We start from the raw sequence: 18,029 nt of genomic DNA on the forward strand, positions 1-18,029 counted from the left end.
AAGATCGCTTGGCCGAACAACCGCAGGGAGCGCTTCCATGAAGTCTGGGGTTCCGAACCTCGTGATGAAGCGGCTGGGTATCGCGGCCGTCACGCTTTTGATCGTGCTGTTCGCGGTGTTCTTCGCCACCAGCATGCTGCCCGGCGACACCGCATCGATCCTGCTCGGCCAGGCGGCGACTCCGGAAGCGGTCGCCGGCCTGCGCGAGGCCATGCATCTCAACGATCCAGCGATCCTGCGCTTCCTGCTCTGGCTTGTCGGCCTGCTCCATGGCGACCTCGGCACCTCCTATGCCAACCAGATGCCGGTCGCGGCGCTGATCGGCGGGCGTCTGGTCAACACCATGAAGCTCGCCGGCATCACCACGCTGCTCTCGGTGCCACTGGCGCTGACGCTCGGCATCACCGCCGCCATGCTGCGCGGCTCTGTCTACGACCGCACCATCACCATTCTTTCGATCGGTGTCATCTCCGTGCCGGAATTCATGGTCGCGACCCTCGCTGTCCTGCTCTTCGCCGTCTATCTCAAATGGCTGCCGGCGCTGTCCTCGGTCAACGAGGCGCATTCGCTGACCGACCTCGTGCGCATCTATGCGATGCCGGTGATCACGCTCACGTTCGTCATCTCCGCGCAAATGATCCGCATGACCCGCGCCGCGGTGATCGAGACGCTCTCCACGCCTTATGTCGAGATGGCGCTTCTGAAAGGCGCCTCGCGCAGCCGCATGGTGCTGAGGCACGCGCTCCCCAATGCGCTCGGGCCGATTGTCAACGCGGTCGCGCTCTCGCTGTCCTATCTGGTCGGCGGCGTCATCATTGTCGAGACGATCTTCAACTATCCCGGCATCGCGAAGCTGATGGTCGATGCCGTCGCCACCCGCGACCTGCCGCTGATCCAGAGCTGCGCGATGATCTTCTGCCTCGGCTACCTCTTCCTCATAACCGCCGCCGACGTCGTCGCCATCATGTCCAACCCGAGGCTCAGATGACGATAGCGCGCGCGACAATCTCCCGACGGTCGTTCCTGGGCCACAGCTACAGCCTCGTGGGCGTCGTGGCCGCTTTGGTCATCCTGGCTTGGACGCTCGTCGCGATCCTCGCGCCCTACATCATTCCCCATTCGATCGGAGACATTGTCGACGACGACTATTTCGGCCCGATGCGCCAGGGGCTGTGGCTCGGCTCGGACTATCTCGGGCGCGATATGCTCTCGCGGGTTCTGATGGGCGCACGCTACACTGTCGGCATATCGCTCGCGGCCGTCTCCATCGCCTGCTTTTCCGGCGTCGTGCTGGGGATGATAGCGGCCGTCACCGGTGGCTGGCTCGACACGTGCCTCAGCCGCTTCCTGGACGCGATGAACTCCATCCCCAGTAAGCTTTTCGGTCTTGTCGTCGTTGCCGCCGTCGGCTCGTCGATCCCTGTACTGATCCTGACACTCGCGGTCATCTATATCCCTGGCGCCTACCGCTTCGCGCGGGCGCTCGCCGTCAACATCAACACGATGGACTTCATGACCGTCGCCCGCGTGCGCGGCGAAAACACCATCTATCTTATCGGCTCCGAGATCCTGCCCAACATCATCCGCCCGGTGCTGGCCGACTTCGGCCTGCGCTTCGTCTTCATCGTGCTGCTCCTTTCGGGCCTCTCCTTCCTGGGCCTCGGACTCCAGCCCCCGCTCGCCGACTGGGGCGCGCTGGTGCGCGAGAACATCGGCGGCCTGCCCTTCGCGGCGTCCGCCGTTATCGTGCCCTCGCTGGCGATCGCCAGCCTCACCATCAGCGTCAACCTGCTGATCGACAATCTGCCGCAGAAGATCAGGGACCGGGACGCATGACCAATCTCGTCGAGGTCAGGGATCTGAGGATCGAGGCGACCACCGACGCCGGCCGGATTGTCGAAATCATCAAAGGCGTCAGCCTCGACATCCCCGACGGCGAGATCGTCGCCTTGATCGGAGAAAGCGGCTCCGGCAAGACGACGGTGGCGCTTTCTCTGATGGGTTATGCAAGGCCCGGCTGCCGGATCACCGGAGGCGAGATCAACGTGAACGGCAAGGACATGGCAGCACTTTCCGAGAAGGAACGCGCCAGGTCACGCGGCACAGACATCGCCTACGTTCCACAGAGTGCCGCCGCAGCCTTCAATCCCTCTTCGACGATCATGGAGCAGGTGATCGAGGTCACGCGGATCCACAGCCTGATGCCGCCCGAGCGAGCGCGTCAGCGTGCGGTCGAGCTGTTCAAGGCCCTGTCGCTGCCGGATCCGGAAGGGATCGGCGCCCGCTACCCGCACCAGGTTTCGGGTGGGCAATTGCAGCGCCTGGCGGCGGCCATGGCACTTATCGGCGATCCCAAGCTGGTCATCTTCGACGAGCCGACGACGGCCCTCGACGTGACAACCCAGATCGACGTGCTGAAAGCCTTCAAATCGGTCATGCGGGCGGGCGGAATAGCAGGTGTCTATGTCTCCCACGACCTGGCGGTCGTTGCCCAGATCGCCGACCGCATCGTAGTGTTGAAGGGCGGCGAAGTGCAGGAGACCGGCACGACGGCCGCCATCCTTTCGGCGGCCACGCACGCCTATACGCGGGAACTGCTTGCCGCCTTCGAACCAAAGCCACGGCAAACGCAGGCCAATGCAGATGTCGGCGCGAAAGCGCTGTTGCGGATCGACAACCTGACGGCAGGCTACGGACCGGTGCGGACCAACGGACAGCCTGTTGTCCGCGCAGTCGATTCTGTCAGCCTTCTCGTCGAAAGGGGGCGCAATCTCGGCGTCATCGGCGAATCCGGCTGCGGAAAATCGACGTTGGCGCGAGCCATTGCCGGCATCCATCCGGCGGCTACCGGCGACATCGTCTTTGACGGCAAGGCACTGGAGCGTGCCGCGAAGAACCGCAGCCGGGACCAACTGCGCGAGATGCAAATCGTGTTCCAGTATGCCGATACCGCGCTCAACCCGGCCAAGTCGGTGGAGGATATCATCTCTCGCCCGCTAACCTTCTATCACGGGCTGAACGGGCAGGCACGCTCGAAGCGCGTCGATGAGCTGCTCGACATGGTGCGCCTGCCGAGGACGCTTCGTTACCGTCGTCCATCGGAACTCTCTGGCGGCCAGAAGCAGCGCGTGAACTTCGCGCGCGCCCTGGCGGCTGACCCCAAGCTCATCATCTGCGACGAAATCACCTCGGCGCTCGACACGGTGGTGGCGTCCACGGTGATCGAGCTGCTCAAGGAGCTGCAGCGAGAGCTGGAACTTTCCTATATCTTCATCAGCCATGACCTCTCGGTCGTCGAGGCCATCTGCGATCAGATCTTGGTCATGTACAACGGGGAGCGGGTGGAGCAGATCACGCCCGACAAGGTGCAGGCACCCACCCACCCCTATTCCAAGCTGCTGTTCTCCTCCGTGCCGAAGCTCGATCCGACATGGCTCGACGGTCTCGTCCGCGACCCCGAGCTCGTCAGCCAGTACGGCCATCGCTGACTAGAGCGGTTCACCGTTTCACGGAAACGGCGAACCGCTCTATCTCCTTGTTTTAACGCAATTCCGGACGGAAAACCGCGTACACTTTTCCTGGAATTGCTCTAAATCGGAAACAGGCTGGGCAGCGGCATGTGCGTCTTGACGATGGGTGACTTCAGCACGACGAAGCTGAAATACTTGTCGATGCCGATGTCCATGTCGGTCAGCCGCTCCATGATCGTCTGGTATTCGCCGATGCCGGCGGTCACAAATTTCATCAGGTAGTCGTAGCCACCTGAGACAAGATGGCATTCGATGACCTGGTCGATCTTCTCCACGACGGACAGGAAGCGGGCGAAGTCAACCTGACGATGGTTCTTCAAGGTGATTTCGGTGAAGACGGTCAGCGCCTGGCCGAGCTTGCCGAGATTGATCTGAGCGGAATACCCTTCAATATAGCCTTCGGACTGGAGTCTCTTGACTCGCATCAAGCACGGGCTCGGCGACAGATGCACGAGTTCCGCCAGTTCCACATTGGTGATGCGGCCGTTCTTCTGTAATTCGTGAAGTATCCTGATGTCGATCCGATCCAATTTCACGGCCGCCTCCGGAGAAAACACATCACAGCACAAAATGCTGCCTTGCCCACGATTCATGGAGACTATCACAGCCGGCTGGCCTGTCCATCCAGGCGGATACCCTCCGAGAGGCAGGGCCTCCCGATTCCGGCGGAGCTGCCAGAATAAAATTCTGCTTCGGCCTTAACTGCAGCAGCGGCTGCCTGCGCTACGCGCTAGATTGAAGCGTCGAAGCAGGGAAGACCATGCGCGCGCCACTGCAGCAAATCGAGACATCCGGCGAACTGCCGCGATCCGCGGATACAGTCGTGATCGGCGGCGGCATCGTCGGCGTCTTCGCAGCCTATCACCTGGCAAGGCGCGGCATGAAGGTCGCGCTTGTGGAAAAGGGATTTGTCGGCGCAGAGCAATCCAGCCGGAACTGGGGATGGTGCCGCCAGCAGAACCGCGACGCCCGCGAGCTGCCGATGGCGATGCGAAGCCTCGATCTTTGGGAGCGCTTTGCAGCGGAAACAGGCCAGGACACGGGCTTCCGCCGCTGCGGCCTGCTCTATCTCAGCAATGATGAGGCGGAGCTGGCCGGCTGGGCGCGCTGGCGTGACTTCGCCAAGACGGCCGGTGTCACGACGCATATGCTCGACGGCGCGGCGGCGAGCGAGCGCGGCCGCGCCACGGAGCGGGCATGGAAGGGCGGCGTCTTCTCACCGACCGACGGCACTGCCGATCCGTCACGGGCCGCACCGGCGGTCGCCCGCGCCATTCTTGAGCGTGGCGGCAGCGTACATCAGAATTGCGCAGCGCGCGGTATCGAGACCGAGGGCGGGCGCCTGAGCGCCGTGATCACGGAACGCGGAACGATTCGGACAAAGGCGGCGGTGATGGCCGGCGGCGCCTGGGCCTCGTCATTCTGCCATCAATTCGGCTTCCGCTTCCCACAAGCGTCGGTCCGTTCCTCCATCCTGTCGGTGTCGCCCGGTGCCGCGGGCCTGCCGGATGCGCTGCACACGGCAAGGATCTCGGCCACGCGTCGCGGCGACGGCGGCTACACGCTCGCCATAAGCGGGCGAGGCCGCGTGGACGTCACGCCGCAGCAGCTGCGCTTCTCCTCGCAATTCCTGCCCATGTTCCTGAAGCGGTGGCGAAGCCTGGCGCCCGGCGGCCTGCAAGGCATGCGCTCGGGGCACGAAACGCTTCGACACTGGCCGCTCGACCAGCCGACGCCGATGGAGCGGATGCGCATCCTCGATCCGATCCCGGACCGGGCGACCATTCGCCTGACCCACGCCCGCGCGCTCGAGCTGCTGCCCGACCTCCGAAAGACGAAGATCAGCGCGGCCTGGGCCGGCTACATCGACAGCACGCCGGATGGCGTGCCCGCCATCGGCGAGATAGCTACCCTTCCTGGTTTCTTCCTGGCTGCCGGGTTTTCGGGGCACGGCTTCGGCATCGGGCCGGGCGCCGGTCACCTCGTCGCGGACCTGGTGACCGGGTCGGAACCGATCGTCGATCCGACATCCTATGATCCCCGGCGCTTCGATGCTTCGGCCTGGGGAAAGGTCGCCGATTTCTAGAACAATTCCAGGAAAAGTGCGTAGCGGTTTTCCGTCCGGAATTGCGTAAAAACAAAGACTTAGAGCGGTTCGGCGATTCCGTGAAACGCTGAACCGCTCTAGGATGTGACCGTCATCCATGCACGGCCTCAGCCGTCCCGCAGAAAGGCGCTGATAGGCGCTGGCCGGGCGGGAGCCTGTGCTCGAAACCGGCCGACGGCGTTGGGCGTGCAGCCTGCTTGCGCCGCAACAAGCTCAACGGCAGCCAAAAGGCAGTAACGCCCCTGACAGCGCCCCATGCCGGCGCGCGAGAGCGACTTGACCCTGTTGGCCTCGCCGCCACCGAAATCCACACTTCGGCGTACATCTCCGGCACTCACATTCTCGCAGCGGCAGACGATCGCATCGTCGGGGAGTGCCGGCGCCATCGACGCCGGCCAGGGAAAGGCGCAAGCCAGGCCACGGGCAAAGCGCGCAAGCCGCGCGAGCTTACGCAGATCAGCTGCGGTGGAGGGCGCCGGATGTCCGAGATCGGCAAGGCATGCCGCCGCCGCGAGACGCCCAGCGATCTCCGCGCCGTCCGCTCCCAGAAGACGAACTCCATCGCCCGCAAGGTAGACGCCATTGCCGGCCCGACCCTTCTCGTCGGTCTTTGGCAGCCATTGCCGCCACTGTGCGTCATAGGTAAAGGCGCATCCCGCCAGATCGGGCAAATGCGTTTCCGCCCGCAGGTGCCAGCCCATGCCGACCATGTCGCATGGGGAGAGGCGCTGCCTTCCGCCAGCGTCGCGCCAGCGCATGGCGGTGACACCTTGTTCGTCGGCCTCGATTCGGTCGAGCGTCACACCCGCATGATAGCAGGCGCCGAGCCTCGCCCGCAGGGCCAGGCCGCGCAGCGCGACCAATGGCCGGGCGGCAAGTCCCCCGAGCCCCCGCATCTGCTGGCGCCAGGACGAGGTGTCGAGCACCGCCGCCACATCCGCTCCAGCCTTGACGAGCTGGGCGCCAACCAGCGTCAGCAGAGGCCCTGATCCCACCAGGACGATCCGCCGCCCGAGGGCCACGCCTTGCGCCTTGAGCGCGATCTGCGCCGCGCCAAGGCTGTAGACGCCGGCACTCTGCCAGCCCGGGACCGGAGCGACGCGGTCGGACGCGCCGGTGGCAAGGATCAGGCGGTCATAGCCGATCACTTCAACGCCACCCTCCCCCAGCACGTGCAGTTGCCCCTCGTGCACGGCGATGACGGAGCAGTGCGCGCAATGGGTGAGCCGCCCCTCTTTGGCCATCCGATCGAAAAGCGCATGCAGCGCGCGGGCCTTAGCAGCCTCGGAGCCATAGAGCTGCTCGGGCGTGCGGGCGAAGCCGGCAGGCGGGCGGCGATAGATCTGGCCGCCAGCGCGATGCCCCTCGTCGATCACCACCGGGTGGAACCCTGCCTCGACCAGCGTCGCAGCCGCTCTTACGCCGGCGGGACCGGCGCCCACGATCACGATGCGCGGCGATAAGGTCTCGCTCACGGCCACCTCTCTGGCGGCGCCGTGCGCAACCGCATGCCCTCAGCGACAGGCGTCGAACATGCCTGCAGGCGCGGCCCATCCTCTTGCCATATCCAGCAATCCTGGCAGGCTCCCATCAGGCAGAAGCCGGCGCGCGCTTCGGGTCCGAACTCGGACTCCCGCAACGCATGCCCCGACGCCAGCATGGCGGTCAGCACGGTGTCGCCGGCAAGCGCTCCGCGCACCTCACCGTCCAGAAAGAAATACAGCTCCGCGCGGTCGCGCTCGACCAGCCGGACGATGCGGCCGGCGGTGATCATTCCGCGGCCTCTCGCACGGGGTGAGGACGAGGCAGTTCGGGGAACCGTTCGCAGACCGCATCGAACGCTACCTGGACGCCTTCCGGTCCCGAGCGCCCCTCCATGCGGCGGAATATCTCCGTCTTGGCGAAGAACCGCCAGTGGATCGGCAAATCCCTCAGTATGGCAGTGAGCCGGTCATAGGCGTCCGGCGTCCACTGCGCTTCGTAGCCGTCGCGCTCCGGGCCGAAATGGAAATGGCCGGTGGCCGAACGCTGCCGTGCACGCCGTCCTTCCGTCGCCTGCTCGTCGACCTCGCCGTCGCGGATGACGACGCCATAGTCGCGCTCCGCCGATGCCACTGAGACATAGCCGCGGCGAACGTCCTGCGCGACCCGCCAAGGCTCGCGTTGATGCGGATCGCCCCGCCCGCCGCCTCCGGCAGAGCGAATATCGAGCATGTCACCGGGCTGCAGCACCGCGGTGTCGATGTTGCCGAGCCGCCGCTCGTGTTCGGCCCCAGGATTGACTATCATGTCTGACAGGCCGCCCGCCTTGCCGCCCAGCACGCCCCAGGGACGAAAGAAGCTGCGGTCGCGGTTGCGCGCCGTGATCCTGGAATCGGGGGCGAAGACACGGAAGGCCATCTCGGTCGCCAGCCCACCGCGCCAGCGGCCCGCCCCGCCACTATCCCGGGCGAGCCCGTATTTCAGGAATTCGACCGGGGTCTCGGTTTCGGTGATCTCGATCGGCGTGTTCTTGAGATAGGCGGCATCGGCGCCCGATCCGTTGGTCCCGTCGCGATGCGGCATCGCGCCGCCGCCCCCTACCACCGGGTTCACTGCAGCGATGACGGTCCGGCTGGTGCGCTCGTCCGTCGTCATGACGTTGACGATGCAGTTGTTGCCAGCCGGTGCCGCCGGCAGGCGTGCCGGCACCGCTTGCGAAAAGGCGCCGAAGATGACCGACCGCAGGCGGGCGCAGGTGAGCGATCGCATGCCCACGGCAGCGGGATAGACCGGGTTCAGCACCGAACCTTCGGGGGTAATGCAGGTGAACGGCCGGGTGAGGCCCGTGTTGAGCAGGATCTTCGGGTTGAGCGTATAGAGCACATAGTAGACGCCGACGAGCAGGATGGTGTGGCGCGGGTCACCGCCCGCGGGCACATTGAGTGAGGAGCCGAGCTGCGGATCTGAACCGGTGAAGTCGAGCACCGCCTCGTCGCCCCTGATCGTCAGCGTCAACTTCAGCCGGCAGGGATTGGCCTCGACCGAATCCTCGTCGGCATAGTCGGCGAATTCCCATGTGCCGTCTGGCATGGAGCGCAGCACGTCGCGTGCCTGCGCCTCCGCATGGTCGAGAAGAGCGGCAACGCCTTCGACGAAGCCGGCCTTGCTGAACTTCCGCACCATCGCGTGGATCTTGCGCTCGCCGGTGTTGAGCGCGCCGACCAGCGCCTTGATATCGCCGATGTTGAGATCTGGCTTGCGCACATTGGTGCTCATGATCCGCAGGATCATCTCGTCGAAAACGCCTTCATTCACGAGCTTCATGGGAGGAAAACGGATGCCTTCCTGATGGATTTCGGTCAGCGCCCGGCTGAGAGAAGCGGGCACCGCCCCGCCCATGTCGGTGTTGTGGATGTGGCCTCCGGTCCAGGCGATGATCTCGCCATCGACGAAGACCGGCTTCCACAAATGCGTGTCGGGCGCGTGGGTGGCAACGTAGCCGGAATAGGGATCGTTGGTGAAGGCAACGTCTCCCTCCCGGTAGTCGTCCACCATCGCGATCGCGCGGTGATACGAAACCCCGGGATGCCAGGTGGTGCCGAGTTCCATTGGGACGGCGAAGGTCGCGCCGGAGCGGTCCAGCAGCATCACCGTGAAGTCTTGCGTCTCCTTGACGAAGGCGGAGTGCGCGGTGCGGTGCAGCGTATGGGCCATATTTTCGGCGGCCGCGCGGGCGTGGTTCGCCAGAACCTGAAGGTTTGTTCGGTCGAACATGGCGTCACTCCCCGAAGGTCAGAAGTAGGTTGAGATGGCGATCGACGCGTGCCTGCGTTCCGATGGGGATCGCGAAGGTGGTGTCTTCCTGCACCACCACGGCAGGCCCCTGGAACACGCTGCCCGGCACGAGCGCCTGCCGGTCGTGGAGATCGACGGTCTCGACGCTCAGGCCGGTGTAGACCGGGAGCCGGCGCGCTGGGATGGCCGGGGCGTCCTTCTCGTCGATCTCCGGGAAGGACAATGCCGGACCGGCGCCCACGGCGGCCAGCCTGGCATTGACGAGTTCGATCTCGCCGTCCGGGTCGTGGAAGTCGTAAAGGCGCTCATGCGTGAGGTGGAAAGCCTGCGCGATGGCAGCCGCGTCGCCGTCCATGAGCCATTCCGGCGAAAGGACGACCTCGATCTCATAGCTCTGCCCGACGTATCGCATGTCGCAGGAGAGACTGAGTTCCGCTGCCGCGTCGTGGCCCTGTGCCGCCAGCCAGTCACGACCTTCCCGCGCGAGAGCCTCGAAGGCGCTGTGAATTCCTGGAAGTGACGCATCCGACAATGGAGCGAAGATGGTGCGTATGAAGTCTCCGCGCAGATCCGCCACCAGCCCGCCCAGCGCCGACACTACACCGGGGCGACGAGGCGCCATGAGGCGTGTCATCCCGAGTTCGCGGGCAAGGAAGGCGCCGAGCATAGGCCCGCCGCCGCCAAAAGGCATCAGCGTGAAATCCCGCAAGTCCACGCCTGCGCGCGAGGCGAGTTTCTCGACCTCGACGAACATTTCAGACACCGCAATGTCGAGGATCGCCTGCGCGGTCTGCTCAACCGTGCGGCCGAGTCGGGAGGCAAGGTCGCCGACCGCGCGATGGGCCAACCCGACATCGATCTTGAGCTGGCCATAGGCCATCTCAGTGTGGCCGAGCCATCCGCACACCACCATGGCGTCCGTCACCGTCGCGCGCTCGCCGCCACGGCCGTAGCATGCAGGCCCAGGCGTCGAGCCGGCCGACTCCGGCCCGACCCGTAGCACCCCTTGGGCGTCGACGCTGGCGATCGAGCCGCCGCCTACGCCGATCGAGCTTACCGACACGGAAGGAATGTGGAGCGGAAATTCACCGATCAGCTCGCCGGTGCCGAATTGCGGCTCACCGCCGATGATGAGAGCGAAGTCGGCCGAGGTCCCACCGATATCGAGGGTCAGGATCTTATCCTCGCCTGCCTGACGCGCCAGCCACGAGGCGCCGATGACGCCGGAGGCCGTTCCCGACAGCAGCATGTTTACGCAGGCGTGCTTACCTTCGGCAGCGTTCATCAACCCGCCGTTCGATTTCGTCAGCATCGGGCGCGCTGGCACGCCGCTTCCTTTCAGCCGCTCTTCCAGCGCCGTCAGATAGCCCGAGACGCGCGGATGGACGTAGCCGTTGAGAATGGCGGTCGAGCTGCGCTCGTATTCGCGGATGACCGGCCACACCTCGGCCGAGGAGAAGACGAAGAGTTCGGGCGCAAGACGCGCGATCGCCGCCTTCACCGAAGCCTCCTGTTCGCCGTTGCGCCAGGAGTGGAGGAAGGACACGATGATCCCTTGTGCCCCGGTTGCTTTCGCCGTCGCGACTGCCCTTTCCACGGCGTCCATGTCCGGCGCCTGGGATTCACTGCCATCGGCGCGCATGCGAACCGGAATGCCGAAGACCATATCTCGCGAGATCAGCGGCTCCGGCCGCGTGCAGAACAGCGAATACATGTCCGGCATGCGAAGCCGTGCGAGCTCGATCACGTCCTCGAAGCCGGCATTGGTGAACAGTGCCAGCGGCGCGCCCTTGCGCTGGATGATCGTGTTGATGCCGACGGTCGTACCGTGCACGAAGCGCGTCATACGGGTAGGATCGAAGCCTTCGCGCTCGGCCAGAAGAGCAAGACCCGTCATCAGCTCGGCACCCGGATCTTCTGGTGTCGTCAGCACTTTCAGCGAGGCGACCCGCCCGGAATTTACCTCGAGCGCACAGAAGTCGATGAAGGTGCCGCCGATATCGACGCCGACCTTCCAGTCGGCTCCGTCCTGCGCTAGATCCGCCGCGATGGCACCATCCATGATGCGTCCCTTCCTGTCTGCCACCTGGATGCTGGCACGACCGGATGGTCCACGTCCAAGACGCATGATGGACAAGGATATAAGTCTTGCTTATGGTCTTGCGCGATGTTCGCCGAGGATTGCGTAACAGGCCGCACGGATCTCATCTCGCATCATCTCATCGGCCCGTGAAAGCGCTCGTATGCGCGAGGTAAGAAGCGCGACCGGAAATTCCGGTCCCGCCGCCAGCGGCCTGACCGCGAGCCCGGCGAACTGCTGCCAAGGCAACAGGGCGTCGACCAGGGCAATACCCAGACCAGCCTGGACGAAGCCGATCGCGGAGATGGAAACATCGATCTCAAGCGACGGTGAAAGTTTGACACCCTGCGCGCGCGCCGCCAGGGCCAATTCGTCGGCAGGGCGTGTGTTTCCGTGATAGGATATCAGCTCTTCCCGGGCGAGATCGGCGAGCGTCAGCTCAGTTTTCCTTTGCAAGGCGTGCCCGGCGGGTAGCAGGCATGCAAAGCCGACACTTCCGATCACCTCCGCCTCGATGTCGGGAGGCAGGCGGTCGTCCATGGCCACGCCGAGGCTGGCGTCGCCCGTGCGCAGCATGTCTACGATTGTGGCGATCGGTGCGCTATGGGAACGCAGCAAAATATTGGGATGCTGGGCCCGGAATTTGGTGAAGGCGCGCGGCAGGATCGCCATGGCGGGCGGCGGTGAGGCCGCAACCCGGACTAGCCCAGTGCGACCCAGCCGAAGGTCGGTGGTCTTGCGGCGTAGTCCGTCAAGCCCTGCCGACAGCCTCTCGGCATCCGGGAAAATCTCCAGCGCGTCCGGAGTCGGGCGCAGCCTGCCCTTCACCCGTTCGAACAGCGCGAAGCCGAGTTCGTCCTCGGTGTGAAGCAGGATCTGGCTCAGCGCCGGCTGGGAGATGTTCAGCATCCGAGCCGCAGCTGTCACGGTGCCGGCGCGCATGACGGCGATGAACACTTCCAGCTGCCGGGCTCGCATCGCTACTCCATAGGTACAACTTATGACTCTGGTTCAAACCTGTCTTTGACGCAATGCCGCGGCGCGGACAAGATTGGCGTATTCAAGGATCATCCGCCCTGCTCAAGGAATGACTATGGATGTGATCGCGCTCGGCGGCGGACTGATGGGGACGGCTTCGGCGTATTTCCTCGCCAGACGCGGCGCGCGCGTGACGCTGATCGAGCGCAATCGGATCGGCACCGGAGCGACTGTCGCCTCCTTTGGCAACATCCGGCGCACGGGTCGCCATCTGTCCCAGCTTCCGTTGGCCCATCGCTCGCTCAGGCTGTGGAGCGAGGCCGAGAAAATGCTTGGCCGGGACGTGGAATTCCGCGCCACCGGTCATATCCGCCTGATCTTCGATGAAGGCAGTCTCGCCGACATGCGGGCCTATGCAGAGGCGGCGCGACCCTGGGGCCTTGACCTGGAGGAACTCACTTCGCGCGAGATTCGTGCCCGTTTTCCGGGTCTCGGCCCTGAGGCCATCGCGGCGTCGTTTTCGCCGCGCGACGGCAGCGGCAATCCGCGGCTGATCGCGCCGGCCTTCGCCGACGCTGCCCGGAGGCTCGGCGTGGAAATCGTCGAGGGAGCCCAGGTCGAGGCGATCAGGCACACAGGCTCCGGCTTCCTTGTCACCACCTCAAAAGGTTCATTCAACGCCGAGTGCCTGCTCAATACCGCCGGTGCCTGGGGCGCGCGCATCGCCGCGCAGTTCGGTGAGGAGGTTCCACTCGATGCCCGCGGCCCGCAGATGGGGGTGACCGAGCCGCTGCCCTATCGAGTACCGCCGGTGATTGGCATCTGGACGCGCGACAAGGACCATGGCGCCTATCTGCGTCAGGTCGAGAGGGGCAACATCGTGTTCGGCGGAGCCGCTGAAAGGGTGGCGGTGGACCTCGACCCAGGTCACGCGGTCGCCGACCCCACGCGGCTGTCGACCCAGTTGCGCGCCGTCGCGCGGCTGCTGCCGGCGATCGGCCAGGTGGCAGTCATCCGAACATGGTCCGGCTGCGAGGGCTATGTTCGGGACATGTTGCCCGTCATGGGACGCTCGATGACGACGCCAGGCCTGTTCCATGCCTTCGGCTTCAGCGGACACGGCTTCCAACTCGGTCCAGGTGTTGGAGACGCCATGGCCGAACTCATTGCGACCGGCCGTTGCGAAACGCCGCTTGATGATTTCAGGATCGATCGCTTCGGCCGCGCGGCCTAATGCATGTCGCCCAGAAGTGTGCAGCGGTTCTGGGACAACGACATGCATCAAAACAAAGACTTAAAGCGCGGCGCATGAAGCCGTTTCGATGCGACGCGCTTTAGAGGAGCAAGATATCGGACCGGCGTCTTAGAGAAGGCCGCACGAGAAGGCGGGCATTTCACCGACGCCATGGAGGTGAGTTCAGGCTATCCCTAAGCGCCTGCAGAAACTTATTGGTCCGACTGCTACGTCCATGGCGGGCATGGAGCAGTGCAACCACGTCTGCCTGTGGCAATGACCAGCATGGGAGAATGGCCTGCAATCTTGCTGCTGCCAGATCATCCGCCACATCCCACTCGCTTCGTACCATGACCCCCAGGCCGGCGAGCGCCCAGTCGCGGACGATCTCGCCATCATTGCTCGACATGGACGGCTTCACCCGAACGGTGGCGTTGCCTTGCTTGGAATGGGCAAAGCGCCAAAGCGTTACGTCTTCGTTGTTTTCTCGAAGGGCGAGACATCGATGCAGGACAAGATCGTCCGGCTTGAGGATAGGCAAACTATGCTGCAGATAGCTGGGGGATGCACAAAGAACGCGCTTGTTCGGCGCGAGCGTGGTTACCAGGCGATCGCTCTCCGGCAATGATCCTATGTGCACCACGATGTCCCAGCTTTCGGACATCTGTCGTATCGGGCTATCGAAGAGTTCCAATGTGACCGATACCGCAGGATGCTTGCTCGCAAATGCCTGTACGATCGGTGCGATATATCGCCTTCCAAAGCCATAGGGCGCGGCAACACGCAAATGGCCCCGCACCTGGCTGGTTCGGCTGGCCAGTCGCTCCGACAGATCGTCAACGGCTGCGATGATCGTAGCCCCCTCCGAAGCCACCAGTTCGCCCTCATCCGTAAGGCTGAGACCGCGTGACGTTCGCTCGATCAGTTTGACGCCGACGCGGCCCTCGAGTGCCCGCAGGCGCTGTGTCACCGCCGGAGGCGTCACATCGAGCCTCCTTGCAGCTTCCGCGAGCGAGGGCGCGGTCGCAAGGACATGGAAGAAGGTCAGATCGTCGGTCGAGATCATTAAGCCAGACCTTAATCAACAATGAAGATTGGATTAATTGTAATATTCATGTCGTGGCATATTCTCCCCAATCAGGCAACGGGCGCCGATAAAGCAGCCTGACCCGCCGCCTCTGTTGGTGTGCGAAGGGAGAAAGCGAATCGATGGACATGTCGCGATGCGATCTGCTTTATCTCGACGGCGGCTGGAGACTCCCTGCAAGGCCAGCCGCGGCGATCCCAATCATCAGCCCGGTGACGGAAGCGGTGATTGGGTCTGTCGCTCGAGGCAGCGGACTGGATGTCGACATTGCCGTTGCCGCTGCTCGGGGAGCGTTTCCGTCATTCGCAGCGACATCACCGTCCGAGCGCATCCATTTGCTTAAGCGGATTCTCACTCTCCTCGAAGAGCGATTTGAGGATCTGGCTCAGGCAATATGCCATGAGATGGGATCAGCCATCGGCTTTGTCCGCGCCTCGCAGGTTCCTTTCGGGCTCGCACATATCCGCGCTGCGATCGAGGTGCTGGCAGATTTCCGCTTCATCAAGGAGCAGGGCACGACCGCGATCGCGAAGGAAGCGATAGGCGTCTGCGGTCTTATTACACCATGGAATTGGCCGCTTTATCAGATCACGGCGAAGGTTGCCCCGGCGCTCGCTGCCGGCTGCACCATCGTCCTCAAGCCCAGTGAACTTTCTCCGTTCAGCGCCCACCTGTTTGCGCAGATCATGCATGATGCCGGAACGCCGCCGGGTGTTTTTAATATGGTGACCGGCACGGGGGAAGATGTCGGCGCAGCGATCGCTTCACACTCTGACATCGACATGATCTCGATTACAGGATCGACACGCGCGGGCGTGCTGGTGGCGCAGGCCGCGGCGCCCACGGTTAAGCGCGTAACCCAGGAGTTGGGAGGCAAATCACCCAACATTCTGCTCGACGACGCCGATTGGGCGCGGGTTGTATCTCTCGGGGTAGCCGCCGCATTTCGCAATGTCGGCCAGTCGTGTAGCGCCCCCACGCGAATGCTCGTACCCGTCAAAAGACTACGGGAGGTGGAAGAACTGGCGGCGTCGGCTGCGGCTACCATGACTGTCGGCGACCCACTCAACGAGGCAACCGTCCTTGGTCCGCTCGCCAATCTTAACCAGTTCGACAAAGTGCAGGACATGATACGCATCGGGATTGCCGAAGGCGCCAAGCTCGTCTGCGGCGGCCCTGGACGACCTGAAGACCTGTCGAAGGGCTATTTCGTGAAGCCGACCATCTTCTCCGAAGTGCGGTCGGGAATGCGTATCGCCCAGGAAGAGATCTTCGGGCCGGTGCTGTGCCTCATCCCCTATCAGGATGAGGATGAGGCAATCCGCATCGCCAATGACACTGTCTATGGTCTGGGTTCCCATGTTCAATCCGGCAATATCCAGCGCGCGCGTCGCGTTGCGGGGAAAATTCGCGCCGGCCAAGTGCATATCAACCATCCCGCATGGGACGGTTTTGCGGCTTTTGGAGGGTACAAGCAGTCAGGCAACGGTCGGGAATATGGCGTCTTTGGTCTCGAGGAGTATCTCGAGACCAAAGCCATCCTGGGATTTTTTCCGGGATGAGCGGCCCGAGTTTCAGCTGCCGGTCTCGCGCCGCTCGCCTTTCGAGAATCGATGCAAATGATCATCAAAATAGACGCAAGGAAGCAGACGGTGGGTGAGGTAGAAGCCTTGGACCAGGTGCAGCACGAGAGCGCCGCCAGACGTCTCGACGATCTGGAAACGCCTTGCCTAATCCTCGACGCCGATCGTATGGACCGCAACATCGTTCGACTACGCGAACGGCTCGTACCTCTTGGCGTGTCGCTGCGCCCGCATCTCAAGACTGCAAAGTCAATCGAGGTTGCCCGCCGCGTCATGACCACCAGAGAGGGGCCGGCGACCGTCTCCACCCTCAGGGAAGCGCGGCTCTTTGCGAATGCCGGTGTCCGGGACATCATCTATGCCGTGGGCATCGCACCATGGAGGCTGGCCAAGGTGATCGAGCTGCGGAGGCAGGGCGTCGACCTTGCCGTGATTCTCGACTCGGTCGAACAGGCGGAAGCGGTCGCCGCAACATCGCGAGAAACCGGCATAGCCATCCCCGCCCTGATCGAAGTCGACTGCGACGGCCACCGATCCGGCGTCCTCCCAGACGACCGGGATCGGCTGGTTGCAATCGGCAGAGCCTTGATCGACGGGGGAGAGTTGCGCGGCGTCCTGACCCATGCCGGCGGCAGCTATGCGGCGCGAGGAGATGAGGCGCTGCAGCGCTGCGCCGAGGAAGAGCGGCATGCTGCCGTCGCCGCGGCCACCATTCTGCGCGACGCGGGCTTGCCCTGCCCCGTCGTCAGCGTCGGTTCGACGCCGACCGTGCATCATGCTGTGGACCTGAGCGGCGTGACTGAAGTCCGTGCGGGCGTTTTCGTGTTCTTCGACCTGGTGATGGCTGGGATTGGCATCTGCCGGATTGAGGATATTGCGATCTCCGTGCTGGCGACCGTCATTGGCCATCAGCATGAGAAGGGCTGGATACTGATCGACGCCGGGTGGATGGCGATGTCTCGGGATCTCGGAACCTCCAGGCAGGAGGTCAATCAGGGCTATGGCGTCGTCTGCGACAGCAGTGGCCGGCTTTTTGACAATATTATACTGGCCGATGCGAACCAAGAGCATGGCATTATCAAGGTGCGCCCAGGCTCCGGCGCGACTTTGCCCGAGCTCAAGATCGGCGACCGGGTGCGGATTTTACCCAATCACGCTTGCGCGACCGGGGCCCAGCATCGCAGCTACCATGTCGTCCGTAGTGCCTCCGACTTTGTCGAAAGCGAGTGGCAGCGCTTTGGCGGTTGGGAATGAACAGCAAGCCGCGAACCACCCTGACTGAGGACGCGCCAGCGCCGGCGGGCCATTATTCGCAGGCTGTCCGATCGGGGAACAGTCTGTACATTTCAGGCCAGCTTCCGATCAGGGCCGATAAGGCGCCACTCGCTGCCACGAGCTTCGAACTCCAGGCACGCCTGGCTATCGCCAACATGCTCGCGATCCTGGAGGCGGCTGGCGGCAAGCCGGACGACCTCTGCCGGGTGACGGCCTATATCGTCGGCGTACAGAACTGGCCGGAGTTCAATCGCGTCTACGGGGAAATGCTGGGCAAGGCGCGGCCCGCGCGTACGGTCGTTCCTGTGCCTGAATTGCACTATGGCTATCTGGTAGAAATAGACGCGATCGCGAGCCTCCCTCGCCAAGGCTGAACGC

15 protein-coding genes are annotated in these 18,029 nt (G+C 63.8%); 8 read left to right on the forward strand and 7 right to left on the reverse strand.

Annotated features, from left to right (window positions below; all coding sequences use genetic code 11):
• Positions 1-37 precede the first annotated feature (37 nt).
• From WDX12_RS00830 to WDX12_RS00840, 3 genes are read left to right on the forward strand one after another with little or no spacing between them, the layout of a single operon-like run.
• A complete protein-coding gene (locus WDX12_RS00830) occupies positions 38-988 on the forward strand; it encodes an ABC transporter permease (protein ID WP_320293666.1) in 951 nt (316 codons plus the stop codon).
• Positions 985-1,836 (forward strand): ABC transporter permease, encoded by an 852-nt coding sequence (locus WDX12_RS00835; protein WP_434723609.1) that lies wholly within the window; start codon positions 985-987, stop codon positions 1,834-1,836. The genes WDX12_RS00830 and WDX12_RS00835 overlap by 4 nt, the downstream gene beginning before the upstream one ends.
• Entirely contained in the window at positions 1,833-3,488 is a 1,656-nt protein-coding gene (locus WDX12_RS00840) for an ABC transporter ATP-binding protein (RefSeq protein WP_434723610.1), read from the forward strand. Before WDX12_RS00835 ends, WDX12_RS00840 begins: the two co-directional genes overlap by 4 nt.
• A 101-nt stretch (positions 3,489-3,589) precedes the next feature.
• Here WDX12_RS00840 and WDX12_RS00845 read toward each other — a convergent pair whose 3' ends face one another.
• Positions 3,590-4,066 (reverse strand): Lrp/AsnC family transcriptional regulator, encoded by a 477-nt coding sequence (locus WDX12_RS00845; protein ID WP_320293663.1) that lies wholly within the window; start codon positions 4,064-4,066, stop codon positions 3,590-3,592.
• A gap of 224 nt (positions 4,067-4,290) precedes the next feature.
• Here WDX12_RS00845 and WDX12_RS00850 point away from each other — a divergent pair, with 224 nt between their 5' ends.
• Positions 4,291-5,616, forward strand: a complete 1,326-nt coding sequence (locus WDX12_RS00850) for an NAD(P)/FAD-dependent oxidoreductase (RefSeq protein WP_434723611.1) — start codon at positions 4,291-4,293, stop codon at positions 5,614-5,616.
• Positions 5,617-5,744: 128 nt separating this feature from the next.
• Here WDX12_RS00850 and WDX12_RS00855 read toward each other — a convergent pair whose 3' ends face one another.
• The 5 genes from WDX12_RS00855 to WDX12_RS00875 form a co-directional block, all read right to left on the reverse strand.
• A complete protein-coding gene (locus WDX12_RS00855; RefSeq protein ID WP_434723612.1) occupies positions 5,745-7,112 on the reverse strand; it encodes an FAD-dependent oxidoreductase in 1,368 nt (455 codons plus the stop codon).
• The gene (locus tag WDX12_RS00860; protein ID WP_434723613.1) at positions 7,109-7,411 is read right to left on the reverse strand and encodes a (2Fe-2S)-binding protein; all 303 of its coding nucleotides are present in this window, start codon (positions 7,409-7,411) and stop codon (positions 7,109-7,111) included. Before WDX12_RS00860 ends, WDX12_RS00855 begins: the two co-directional genes overlap by 4 nt.
• Positions 7,408-9,393, reverse strand: coding sequence for a hydantoinase B/oxoprolinase family protein (locus WDX12_RS00865; RefSeq protein ID WP_434723614.1), 1,986 nt, complete (start codon positions 9,391-9,393; stop codon positions 7,408-7,410). Before WDX12_RS00865 ends, WDX12_RS00860 begins: the two co-directional genes overlap by 4 nt.
• Positions 9,394-9,397: 4 nt before the next feature.
• Positions 9,398-11,476 carry a hydantoinase/oxoprolinase family protein gene (locus WDX12_RS00870; RefSeq protein ID WP_434723615.1) on the reverse strand — a complete coding sequence of 693 codons (2,079 nt, stop codon included), beginning with the start codon at positions 11,474-11,476 and terminating at the stop codon, positions 9,398-9,400.
• Positions 11,477-11,566: 90 nt separating this feature from the next.
• Positions 11,567-12,472, reverse strand: coding sequence for a LysR family transcriptional regulator (locus WDX12_RS00875; protein ID WP_434723616.1), 906 nt, complete (start codon positions 12,470-12,472; stop codon positions 11,567-11,569).
• A gap of 115 nt (positions 12,473-12,587) precedes the next feature.
• On the opposite strand from WDX12_RS00875, the gene WDX12_RS00880 reads away from it, so the two are divergent.
• Entirely contained in the window at positions 12,588-13,706 is a 1,119-nt protein-coding gene (locus WDX12_RS00880) for an NAD(P)/FAD-dependent oxidoreductase (protein ID WP_434723617.1), read from the forward strand.
• Positions 13,707-13,866: 160 nt separating this feature from the next.
• On the opposite strand, the gene WDX12_RS00885 is transcribed toward WDX12_RS00880, so the two are convergent.
• Positions 13,867-14,772: a LysR family transcriptional regulator gene (locus tag WDX12_RS00885; RefSeq protein WP_434723618.1), complete on the reverse strand. Its 906-nt coding sequence runs from the start codon at positions 14,770-14,772 to the stop codon at positions 13,867-13,869.
• 143 nt (positions 14,773-14,915) lie between these two features.
• Between WDX12_RS00885 and WDX12_RS00890 the strand changes: the two genes are divergently transcribed.
• The 3 genes from WDX12_RS00890 to WDX12_RS00900 are packed head-to-tail and all read left to right on the forward strand — an operon-like array spanning position 14,916 to position 18,025.
• A complete protein-coding gene (locus WDX12_RS00890) occupies positions 14,916-16,355 on the forward strand; it encodes an aldehyde dehydrogenase family protein (protein WP_434723619.1) in 1,440 nt (479 codons plus the stop codon).
• A 51-nt stretch (positions 16,356-16,406) separates the two neighbouring features.
• The gene (locus tag WDX12_RS00895) at positions 16,407-17,630 is read left to right on the forward strand and encodes a DSD1 family PLP-dependent enzyme (RefSeq protein WP_434723620.1); all 1,224 of its coding nucleotides are present in this window, start codon (positions 16,407-16,409) and stop codon (positions 17,628-17,630) included.
• Entirely contained in the window at positions 17,627-18,025 is a 399-nt protein-coding gene (locus WDX12_RS00900; protein ID WP_434723621.1) for a RidA family protein, read from the forward strand. The genes WDX12_RS00895 and WDX12_RS00900 overlap by 4 nt, the downstream gene beginning before the upstream one ends.
• The last annotated feature ends 4 nt before the right edge of the window (positions 18,026-18,029 follow it).

Source organism: Mesorhizobium sp. RIZ17 (genome assembly GCF_051127865.1).
Lineage (GTDB): Bacteria > Pseudomonadota > Alphaproteobacteria > Rhizobiales > Rhizobiaceae > Mesorhizobium > Mesorhizobium humile.

What these genes read in the sequence shown, in the direction of transcription:
- WDX12_RS00830 (WP_320293666.1), top strand. Translation starts at nt 38, where the DNA reads ATGAAGTCTGGGGTTCCGAACCTCGTGATGAAGCGGCTGGGTATCGCG.
- WDX12_RS00835 (WP_434723609.1), top strand. Translation starts at nt 985, where the DNA reads ATGACGATAGCGCGCGCGACAATCTCCCGACGGTCGTTCCTGGGCCAC.
- WDX12_RS00840 (WP_434723610.1), top strand. Translation starts at nt 1,833, where the DNA reads ATGACCAATCTCGTCGAGGTCAGGGATCTGAGGATCGAGGCGACCACC.
- WDX12_RS00850 (WP_434723611.1), top strand. Translation starts at nt 4,291, where the DNA reads ATGCGCGCGCCACTGCAGCAAATCGAGACATCCGGCGAACTGCCGCGA.
- WDX12_RS00860 (WP_434723613.1), bottom strand. Translation starts at nt 7,411, where the DNA reads ATGATCACCGCCGGCCGCATCGTCCGGCTGGTCGAGCGCGACCGCGCG.
- WDX12_RS00865 (WP_434723614.1), bottom strand. Translation starts at nt 9,393, where the DNA reads ATGTTCGACCGAACAAACCTTCAGGTTCTGGCGAACCACGCCCGCGCG.
- WDX12_RS00870 (WP_434723615.1), bottom strand. Translation starts at nt 11,476, where the DNA reads ATGGATGGTGCCATCGCGGCGGATCTAGCGCAGGACGGAGCCGACTGG.
- WDX12_RS00875 (WP_434723616.1), bottom strand. Translation starts at nt 12,472, where the DNA reads ATGCGAGCCCGGCAGCTGGAAGTGTTCATCGCCGTCATGCGCGCCGGC.
- WDX12_RS00880 (WP_434723617.1), top strand. Translation starts at nt 12,588, where the DNA reads ATGGATGTGATCGCGCTCGGCGGCGGACTGATGGGGACGGCTTCGGCG.
- WDX12_RS00885 (WP_434723618.1), bottom strand. Translation starts at nt 14,772, where the DNA reads ATGATCTCGACCGACGATCTGACCTTCTTCCATGTCCTTGCGACCGCG.
- WDX12_RS00890 (WP_434723619.1), top strand. Translation starts at nt 14,916, where the DNA reads ATGGACATGTCGCGATGCGATCTGCTTTATCTCGACGGCGGCTGGAGA.
- WDX12_RS00895 (WP_434723620.1), top strand. Translation starts at nt 16,407, where the DNA reads ATGCAAATGATCATCAAAATAGACGCAAGGAAGCAGACGGTGGGTGAG.
- WDX12_RS00900 (WP_434723621.1), top strand. Translation starts at nt 17,627, where the DNA reads ATGAACAGCAAGCCGCGAACCACCCTGACTGAGGACGCGCCAGCGCCG.